This is a genomic window from Microcystis sp. LSC13-02 (genome assembly GCA_002282935.1).
Taxonomy (GTDB): Bacteria; Cyanobacteriota; Cyanobacteriia; order Cyanobacteriales; family Microcystaceae; genus Microcystis.
In genome coordinates, this window is record MTBT01000263.1 from 1 (window position 1) to 8,958 (window position 8,958).

Sequence of the window (8,958 nt, forward strand, 5' to 3'; positions counted from 1 at the left end):
CTAGGGAAGCATTCGGAAGTCTGTGCCAGATTGTGTCTCGATGCGGTAGTCTCTACTTGCGTCGCCTAAATTGGTCTAGGCAAGCCCCGTCCCTTTTAGGGCGGGGTTAGTGACCATCGAAGTCCTAGTACAAGGATAAAAGCATTAATGGCCACAATTTTTCTGAGTCTGGTCGGATTTTCTGGGAGAGGATTTCTTTCAGGATAATTTGACTCTGGGATAGTTGCCATAAAATTTGAGAAAATGTCTGGTAATTAAGAAAATCTCGTTTTTCTATCCTGTTTTGGTCCGTAATTGTATAGCATATAACAGCAAAATTAGCAAGTTATCGATACAAAACTTAATTTATGCTGTTGCGGGTTAGGGAGAGGGAAGTGGGGAAGTGGGGAAGTGGGGAGATTTGGTCAGTTATCAGTGAACAGTAAACAGTAATCATTGAAAAGACAGCACTCTTGCTGTCATCCATATACTGCTCACTTAACACTCCAGGTTCTTTTTGTTTGTGTTATGCAATGGACGGGGTTATAAGGGATGAAACCCTTATAGAGAAAGACATTTAGCGATTTTTGTCAATTGTTTTCCCTCTAGAACGAACTAATCAATTAAGTCTCTTGCCAGATAAGGATTTAGTCGATTTATGCCCCCCGATGGAACCATCCCGAGTAACGAAGAACCAGAGTCCCACTGATAACTGATAACTGGTAACTGATAACTGATAACTGAAAAGGCTGACGACCGACTGCTGTATGATAAAACTTGTCCCGATAGGATAAATCAAGGTTGTGAAATTTGGTCAGTGGTTGGGGTTTATCTGTTTAATAATGGCTCTGTATGTATTGTGGCAGATTCGACAGCTGTTATTATTGATTTTTATGGCGATCGTGTTTACCGTAGCCTTAAATAGATGTGTAAAAGGATTGCAGAGATTAGGGATTAAAAGGGGGTTGGCTATTTTAATTACCCTGCTGACGAGTCTAGCAATTGTGATTTTATTTTTTGTAATTATCGTTCCCCCCTTTGTTGAACAGTTCCAAAAATTAATTGAACTTTTACCGCAAGCTTGGGATTTAGTCCGCAATAACTCGATTCGATGGCGACAACAATTCCAATTTGATTGGTTGCCATCGCTGCCTAATTTAAGTGATTTAGTCCAGCAGTTACAACCTTTAGGAACCTTTGTTTTTAGTAACTTTTTTACTTTCTTTTCTAACTCAGTTGCGGCAATTTTGCAATTATTATTCGTGCTGGTGTTAGCAATGATGATGTTAGCCAATCCCCAACCCTATCGACAAGCTTTCTTAAAATTATTTCCTAACTTCTATCGTCGTCGTGCCGAGGAAATTCTTACCCTATCGGAAGCGGGTTTGGGTAATTGGTTGTTGGGAATTGCCATTAGTTCAACTATCGTGGGAGTATTAAGTGGTTTCGGTCTTTGGGTTCTACAAATTAATCTAGTTCTCGTTCATGCTATCCTAGCAGGATTGCTCAATTTTATCCCTAATATCGGACCGACTGCTAGTGTGATTTTTCCGATACTCATTGCTGTTATCGATGCACCTTGGAAAATTGTCGCTATTCTGATTCTCTATTTTATTATCCAAAATGTCGAAAGTTATTGGTTGACACCCACTGTCATGGCTAAACAGGTATCTTTATTACCGGCAATTACCCTAATTGCTCAAATATTCTTCGCTCAAATATTTGGCATCTTAGGTTTATTATTGGCTTTACCTTTGACAGTGGTAGTAAAAACATGGTTAGATGAATTACTATTCAAAGATATTTTAGATCAATGGGATCACGGTCATAACAAATCTTAAATAATCTCGGCAAAAGTCATGAAATTAATCATTCTTACTCTCGTTATTTTATCTAATTTTTTTGCTGCTCTCCCAGCTAAGTCTGAAACGGTTCTAGAAAAAATTAAACGCACGGGATTATTAGAAGTAGCTATGAGAGAAGATGCAATTCCGTTTGGCTATCGAGATAGTAATAATAATTTGCAGGGATTATGCTTAGATTTTATCCAATTGCTTAGAGAACAACTAAAGCATAAATTAAACCTCCGGATCATCAGTGTCAAAATTTATAAATCAACTTTATTTAATCGCTTCCAGTTATTGGAAAATAAAACCGTTGATTTCGAGTGTGGTCCTAATAGTATCAGAAAAAATATACCTGATGGTGTCAGTTTTTCTCGTCCTTTTTTTGTCACGGGAACTCAGTTTTTAGTTCGGAGTGATAATCAGAATAATTTTAACTTTTCCTCGTCCTTAGAAGGTATAAGTATTGGAGTTTTGCGAGATACCAGCACTCAAGAATTATTAAGACAAAAATATCCTCTTGCTACCTATCAAGAATTTCAAGGAGTGACGGGAAGACTGCGAGGTATCCAAAGTTTAAGAAGGAATAGAATAGATGCTTTTGCTAGTGATGGTATTCTGCTAATTGGAGAAGCTGTTATCCTCGGTTTATCCTTAGAAAAAGATTATCAACTTATCCCCCGCAATCCTTTAAATTGTGATTATTATGGTTTCATTCTTCCCGCTAATGATCCCCAATGGCAAGAGTTTATTAATGCGGTTATCGTCACCAGTGAGAACAGAAATATTTTTAAAGCATGGTTTACTGAAGTTGCTTCTTATTTTAGAGATACCTGGCAGTATTGTCGTAATAATCCAGAAAAATCTCAGTAAAACTTAACGATTATGCTCAAAAAAAAAGATTTATTTTGGTTAGTTGGTTGCGGCACAATAATCCTGTTTATTTGCAGTGCTATCAGACATATTTTATTTCAATCTAATGCTCTCGATCTTGGTTGGTTCGATCAAGGAGTTTACCTAATTTCTCAAGGAAAACCCCCGATTATATCTTTTGTTGGCTACCATATTTTAGGCGATCATATCGCTTTTATTCTCTATCCTATAGCCTTACTTTATAAAATTTATCCTAGCGTTTATTGGCTGCTTTTCTTACAAGCTTTTTCCCTTTCCCTTGCAGTTTTTCCCCTCTGGCAATTGGCTATACAAGCGGGATTAAAAGAAAAACAAGCTTATACATTAGCCTTAGTTTATCTGCTCTATCCCCTGATTTTTAATGTTAATCTCTTTGATTTTCATCCCGAAGTTATAGCAGTGCCAGCGATTTTTTGGACGATTTTGGCAGCAAGATTAAATAATCTCTGGGGATTTTGTCTAGGAATCATTATTATTCTCGGTTGTAAGGCAATTCTCTCTTTAACACTGTTGGGAATGGGTATCTGGTTACTTCTCTGGGAAAAGAAAAAAATATCGGGAATAATTGCTATTATTAGCGGCATTCTTTGGTTTATTATCACCACGAAATTATTAATCCCTCTCCTGACAGGAAAATCGGCAGTTATCGAAATGGCTGATTCTCGATATAGTTATCTAGGAGATAGTTTGCCAGCAATTATCTTTAATCTTTTCCTCAAACCCGATCTTGTCCTGGGAAAAATCTTTACTGGCAATAATCTAGAATATCTAATCCTATTAATTATTCCCTTATTTTGGGGTTTATCCTGGCGCTATTCTGCCCCAATAATTGCCGCTATTCCCGCACTCGCTTTAAATTTATTAGCAGATCATGCCCCACAAAAAAACTTAACCACTCAATATTCCCTGCCAATTTTGCCCTTTTTATTTCTAGCGGTTATCGCCACTTTAGCCCATAATAGTAACTGGTTGAAGCAGCCTAAATGGATAATTACTTGGGCAATTATTGCCTTTCTTGCCTTAGCTAAATACGGCTATTTTTGGTCACTATATTTAAATTCCCTTGATACTTGGGCAGCTACCCAAAAAGCTCTAACCCAAATTACCACCGGTGAGAGTGTCTTGACTACTTCTAGAATTGCCCCCCATCTTACCCATCGAGAAATAATCAAATTAGCGATCGAAGGTTCCCAATCCCTAGATTTAAATCAATTTAATTATATCCTACTCGATCGCCGTCATCCCGGTTGGTCTAGTTCACCAGAACTAATTGATGATCACTTAAATAAACTGAATCAAAATGACAACTTTCGGTTAATCCTTAATGAGGATGATGTGTTTTTATATCGGGCCTTGACAACCCCTCAAGAAAAAAAATAATTTGTCGTTCCACCGATTCCAATAAATTTTCTTTATCGACGGGAAACCAGACAATATCAGCATCGGCACGAAACCAAGTGCGCTGACGTTTAGCAAATTGACGGGTGTGGAGGATAATTAGATCGATCGCCTGTTCTAAAGAAATTTCCCCGAGGAGATATTGCTTAATCTCTGCATAACCCAAAGTCTGCAAAAGTGGCAAATCCCAACCGTATTTATCCCCCAAATTCTGCACCTCTGCTACTAATCCCCTGGCGATCATTTGATGAGTACGAACAGTGATCCGCTTGCCTAAACTTTCTGGGGAACAATCTAAACCAATTTGTAAAATCGGATAAGTGGGAGGATTTTCTCCCTGCTGACTAGAGATAGGTTTTCCTGTCAGATAAAAAACCTCTAAAGCGCGTAAAGTCCTGATCTGATCATGGGGATGAATTTTTTTAGCAGCCTCCTCATCTACCTGCGTCAGAATCTGATAAAGATAGGATTGCCCTAAAGCTTGTAATTGCTGTCTTAAATCCGCTTGAGGAGAAACCCTCGGTATTTTTAAACCTTTGACAATGGACTTGATATAAAGTCCCGTACCACCGACCAAAAACAGAGGAGAATAGTGGAGAGTGGTGATTAAATCCTCAGCTTGTTCTTGGTACTGTGCTAGGGTAAAATTATGCTGAGGAGCGCAAATATCAATTAGATAATGGGGAATCCGCTGACATTCTTCTAAGCTAGGTTTAGCGGTACCAATATTAAATTCTCGATAGATTTGTCGGGAATCGGCACTGAGAATTACTGAATTAAACTTTTCGGCCAATTGTAGGGCTAAACTGGATTTTCCCGTGGCAGTTGCCCCACAAATAACAATCAGAATAGGGAAAGAGGAAGTAGTCATCGAAAATTTTGGGTGGGAAACCCCGCCGTTCTAGGTTGGCTTTACGTTAATCAGTAATCAGTGAACAGTAATCAGTAATCAGTGAACGGTGAAAAGACAGGACTGTTAAGCTAAGACGCATTTAAACAGGGTATTTTTAAGCTGATTAACAGGGGTGCATCCCACATTTGCAGAAATATCGACAATCAGCAATTATCAGTAACTCTTAAATTATTACAGATATATCAGCAGCTATCTGTAAGCATCCCACCGAAAAACTAATACGCTCCGTGGTTTGGGGGGTAGAACCCCCCAAAAGCTTGGATTGAGTGATAAAACCGAAAGTAATGCCCAATTTTAGGAGAAAGTTTCCGCTTAAAAATCCCAAATTAGTAGATTGACAAAAATTGAGATGCACCCGATTAACAGCTATTAAGTTTGTCATTAATTTTCGTTGAACAAAAAAACAGCACCCATCAGGATGCTGTTTGTCAAGAAAATGTTACAAAACTTAAGCTAAAGCCGCCATTTTCACATCGTTATGAGCGAGGATATTTTGTAACTCCTCCGCGTCCACGGTTTCTTTTTCCACTAACATTTGCGCTAACTGGTCCAAGATGGCGCGGTTATTGACTAAAACCTCTTTAGCGCGACGATAGGCCTGTTCCACTAAGTTACGCACTTCCTCGTCAATAGCTGCCGCAGTTTCATCGGAAAAATCTCGATCGGAAGCGATATCACGACCTAGGAAAACATTACCATTTTGACGACCTAAGGCCACCGGTCCCAGGCGATCGCTCATTCCGAAACGAGTTACCATTTGCCGCGCTACTCGTGCCACCTGTTGCAGGTCATTAGAAGCACCCGTAGTCACTTCTTCCTCACCGAAGATAATTTCTTCAGCTAAACGACCCCCCAAAGCTACAGCCATCTGATTTTGCAGATAAGCGCGAGAATATAACCCGGATTCCATGCGATCTTCGCTAGGAGTGAACCAAGTTAAACCCCCAGCGCGACCGCGAGGAATAATACTAATTTTCTGGACGGGATCGTAATCCGGCATTAAAGCACCCACCAAAGCGTGACCAGCTTCATGGTAAGCAACTAAAGTTTTGCGTTTTTCACTCATGACGCGATTTTTCTTCTCAGGACCTGCCAGGACACGATCAATCGCATCGTTGACCTCATCCATAGAAATCTCGGTTAAATTGCGACGTGCCGCTAAAATTGCGGCTTCGTTGAGCAAATTAGCTAGATCGGCACCGGTAAAACCGGGGGTACGACGGGCGATTTTATCGAGATCCACGTCTTGAGCCAAAGTTTTGCCTCTGGAGTGGACATTAAGGATTTCCTTACGGCCAGCGTAATCGGGACGATCTACCACCACTTGGCGATCAAAACGACCCGGACGTAATAAAGCGGCATCCAGCACATCGGGCCGGTTAGTGGCGGCGATAATGATAATACCTGTATTACCTTCAAAACCGTCCATTTCCGTTAATAATTGGTTGAGGGTTTGTTCCCGTTCATCGTTACCCCCCCCTAAACCAGCGCCCCGTTGACGACCGACAGCATCAATCTCATCGATAAAAACTATACAAGGTGCATTCGCTTTCGCTTGTTCAAATAGGTCGCGGACGCGAGAAGCACCCACCCCGACGAACATTTCCACGAATTCCGAACCGGAAATGCTAAAAAACGGGACTCCTGCTTCGCCAGCTACTGCGCGAGCGAGCAGGGTTTTACCTGTCCCCGGAGGACCGACTAAAAGGACTCCTTTGGGGATTTTTGCCCCAATTGCCGTGAAGCGATCGGCATTTTTCAGGAAGTCCACCACTTCGTTTAATTCTAATTTTGCCCCTTCAATCCCGGCCACATCACCGAAAGTAACCTGGGTTTGGGGTTCCATCTGTACTCTTGCTTTCGATTTGCCGAAGTTCATCGCTTGGGAACCGGGGCCACTTTGGGCGCGACGGAGCAAGAAAAATAAACCAACAAGAAGCAAAATGGGGAAAAAGAGGCTACTGAAGGCTCTTACCCATACTCCTTCTTCTCTTTGGGGCAGTACGGAAATATCAACGTTATTTTCTGCCAAGATGTTGATTAATTGCGGATCGTTGGGCAGGTTAACTAATACATTCGTTCCATCTTGGGTGGGTACGATCGCTCGCTGCCGGTCGGCACTTAAGCGCACGGTTTCCACTTTACCTTCCCGCACTTCCTGTAAAAATTCACTATACTTCCAAGTCTGTTGGACTGCCGGCTGGCGATCAAAGAAAGCTGAGGCCAAGGCAAGGACTACGATTAACAATAGGGCATATAGTCCCGCATTGCGCCATTTTTTGTTATTACCGTTTTTGTTCACGCTGTCGAACTCCTGATAAATTGAGGATGATCTTATCGGTTGTTAAGGGGTTGTTAATTTATGTTAACGTTTCTCAGGAACAGTGGACAGTTTTTTTAATAGACCTCTTGCAAAAATCAAAAATCTTCCGTTAGGTGAGGAGCAAGGAGCCAGTAGTCGGTCGTCAGGAGAATTAAGAATGAGCATTAATCAATTAAATGCTCTATTTAGGGTTTGCGGCAAAAAGTTTGTTGGTGGGGTGTGGGGTGTGGGGTGTGGGGTGTGGGGTGTGGGGTGTGGTGGGGTTTTACCGATTTTGAGGGGGTCAATTACCTAGGGTCTGCTGAAAAAGTTTTTCGGTGGGGGTTGGGGGTTGGGGGTTGGGGGTTGGGGGTTGGGGGTTGGGGGTTGGGGTGTGGGGTGTGGGGTGTAGGTTTTTACCGATTCTCATCTGGTCAATTACCTAATTTTCAGAGAAAAAGTCCCGGAATTTTCCCCCGATCACTCCCAGATCTGGTACTTTTTGATTGACAAAAAGTCTAAAAGTCTTACCCAACAAGGTTTTAAGATTTATTCAGCCAGCCCTATTTAAGAGCCAATTTTAAAGGCTTCTAGAAATAAACTATAGGTGATACCAATTTTTAGTAAATTGAAAGATTCTCGCAGAATCGGTGCGGGTTTAGCCTGAGAACTTTTTCGGTAAACAATCCGGCTAATCGCCTCCGTAAACAGCACTAATAAACCGGCAGCGGTGACATCCCATTGAGCAGTTTGTCCAGCAGTGGTGACAATTGCCTGACCTGCAAAAGTTCCAAATAAAACACAAATTATCTGTAGGGAAATCCGCCGCCAAGGATTACCAAAAAAGCTATTAAATCGACTGCTGGTGACATTAGCCAGTGTACTTAAACGGGTGCGTTGCATGGCCATATTTATTTAGAAGTAATACGATTAAGAAGCCACAAAGAAGTAACGATACCAGTAAAGTGAGCGAGAATTGTATTAGTATTAGCCTGCACAATTAACAGGTCAACCGAATTAACAAATTGACTGGGGTTAGAGGCAACATTAAAAGTACCTTGGGGAACATTGAGGGATTTAATTAAGACGATTCCCGCTAACGCTTGCGCTCCCAAAATCGTTAAAAACATCCCGATAATATTAGCGATTAAACCCTGACGGATTAACTGAATAGTATCGGATTTTTTCGGGCGACTATCTTGATCACCCCTCAACATTTGACGGGCAATTTTCATGTAACGAGAGGAAAAGAAAATGGCAACCACCAAGAAACCAGCCCCACCAATGGCACATAAAACACCGATTTCAATGCCAGAAGTGCGTTGTCTCGTCCCTAATAAACTAGCGGTAGCAATGAGTAATAAAACCCCTGAAATTACGCCCAGGACAATCTGCGTCCAAAAACCGATTCTTCCCTGACGTAAAAGGATATTAGCAGCCCGTTGGACGGCCGGAGGCAAGGAATAAAGATCAGAATCTCTAGGGGTGGATATATTGGTAATTTCTGACTGTTTGTCTCTCATCGAAAAACTGGGTCTGAAACCCCGCCCTTTAGCGATAGCGGAGGGCGGCTTTATATGAGTTAGTGAGAAACAATTAAACCGTTAGAA

General features: G+C 41.3%; 9 protein-coding genes and 2 pseudogenes. 6 read left to right on the forward strand and 5 right to left on the reverse strand.

Features of this window, described 5'->3' with window-relative positions:
• Positions 1 to 500: 500 nt before the first annotated feature.
• The 4 genes and pseudogenes from BGL89_RS16750 (at position 501) to BGL89_RS16765 (ending at position 4,115) form a co-directional block, all read left to right on the forward strand.
• Positions 501 to 695: pseudogene (locus BGL89_RS16750) on the forward strand (hypothetical protein).
• Positions 696 to 782: 87 nt separating this feature from the next.
• Positions 783 to 1,820 carry an AI-2E family transporter gene (locus tag BGL89_RS16755; protein ID WP_286826676.1) on the forward strand — a complete coding sequence of 346 codons (1,038 nt, stop codon included), beginning with the start codon at positions 783 to 785 and terminating at the stop codon, positions 1,818 to 1,820.
• Positions 1,821 to 1,838: 18 nt separating this feature from the next.
• A complete protein-coding gene (locus BGL89_RS16760) occupies positions 1,839 to 2,696 on the forward strand; it encodes an amino acid ABC transporter substrate-binding protein (RefSeq protein ID WP_286826677.1) in 858 nt (285 codons plus the stop codon).
• A gap of 12 nt (positions 2,697 to 2,708) precedes the next feature.
• A complete protein-coding gene (locus BGL89_RS16765) occupies positions 2,709 to 4,115 on the forward strand; it encodes a DUF2079 domain-containing protein (protein ID WP_286826678.1) in 1,407 nt (468 codons plus the stop codon).
• On the opposite strand, the gene miaA is transcribed toward BGL89_RS16765, so the two are convergent.
• The 3 genes from miaA to ftsH3 all read right to left on the reverse strand — a co-directional run bounded on the left by miaA (position 4,057) and on the right by ftsH3 (position 7,348).
• Entirely contained in the window at positions 4,057 to 5,004 is a 948-nt protein-coding gene (miaA, locus tag BGL89_RS16770) for a tRNA (adenosine(37)-N6)-dimethylallyltransferase MiaA (protein ID WP_286826679.1), read from the reverse strand. The genes BGL89_RS16765 and miaA overlap by 59 nt on opposite strands.
• A gap of 205 nt (positions 5,005 to 5,209) precedes the next feature.
• Positions 5,210 to 5,428 carry a hypothetical protein gene (locus BGL89_RS16775; protein WP_286826681.1) on the reverse strand — a complete coding sequence of 73 codons (219 nt, stop codon included), beginning with the start codon at positions 5,426 to 5,428 and terminating at the stop codon, positions 5,210 to 5,212.
• A gap of 66 nt (positions 5,429 to 5,494) precedes the next feature.
• Entirely contained in the window at positions 5,495 to 7,348 is a 1,854-nt protein-coding gene (ftsH3, locus tag BGL89_RS16780) for an ATP-dependent zinc metalloprotease FtsH3 (RefSeq protein WP_190380934.1), read from the reverse strand.
• A 178-nt stretch (positions 7,349 to 7,526) separates the two neighbouring features.
• On the opposite strand from ftsH3, the gene BGL89_RS16785 reads away from it, so the two are divergent.
• Together BGL89_RS16785 and BGL89_RS21535 are read left to right on the forward strand one after the other, a co-directional pair.
• Complete coding sequence (locus tag BGL89_RS16785) at positions 7,527 to 7,664, forward strand: hypothetical protein (RefSeq protein WP_286826682.1); 138 nt, start codon at positions 7,527 to 7,529, stop codon at positions 7,662 to 7,664.
• A 71-nt stretch (positions 7,665 to 7,735) separates the two neighbouring features.
• Positions 7,736 to 7,919 (forward strand): annotated as a pseudogene (locus BGL89_RS21535) (hypothetical protein).
• Here the strand turns inward: BGL89_RS21535 and BGL89_RS16790 are convergent.
• Both BGL89_RS16790 and BGL89_RS16795 read right to left on the reverse strand, forming a co-directional pair.
• Entirely contained in the window at positions 7,916 to 8,257 is a 342-nt protein-coding gene (locus BGL89_RS16790; protein ID WP_286826680.1) for a DUF565 domain-containing protein, read from the reverse strand. The pseudogene BGL89_RS21535 and the gene BGL89_RS16790 sit on opposite strands and share 4 nt — an antisense overlap.
• Positions 8,258 to 8,259: 2 nt before the next feature.
• On the reverse strand, positions 8,260 to 8,871 hold the full coding sequence (locus BGL89_RS16795; protein WP_002800798.1) for a DUF3611 family protein: 612 nt from the start codon (positions 8,869 to 8,871) through the stop codon (positions 8,260 to 8,262).
• Positions 8,872 to 8,958: the final 87 nt, after the last annotated feature.

What these genes read in the sequence shown, in the direction of transcription:
- BGL89_RS16760 (WP_286826677.1), top strand. Translation starts at nt 1,839, where the DNA reads ATGAAATTAATCATTCTTACTCTCGTTATTTTATCTAATTTTTTTGCT.
- BGL89_RS16765 (WP_286826678.1), top strand. Translation starts at nt 2,709, where the DNA reads ATGCTCAAAAAAAAAGATTTATTTTGGTTAGTTGGTTGCGGCACAATA.
- miaA (WP_286826679.1), bottom strand. Translation starts at nt 5,004, where the DNA reads ATGACTACTTCCTCTTTCCCTATTCTGATTGTTATTTGTGGGGCAACT.
- BGL89_RS16775 (WP_286826681.1), bottom strand. Translation starts at nt 5,428, where the DNA reads ATGACAAACTTAATAGCTGTTAATCGGGTGCATCTCAATTTTTGTCAA.
- BGL89_RS16785 (WP_286826682.1), top strand. Translation starts at nt 7,527, where the DNA reads ATGAGCATTAATCAATTAAATGCTCTATTTAGGGTTTGCGGCAAAAAG.
- BGL89_RS16790 (WP_286826680.1), bottom strand. Translation starts at nt 8,257, where the DNA reads ATGGCCATGCAACGCACCCGTTTAAGTACACTGGCTAATGTCACCAGC.
- BGL89_RS16795 (WP_002800798.1), bottom strand. Translation starts at nt 8,871, where the DNA reads ATGAGAGACAAACAGTCAGAAATTACCAATATATCCACCCCTAGAGAT.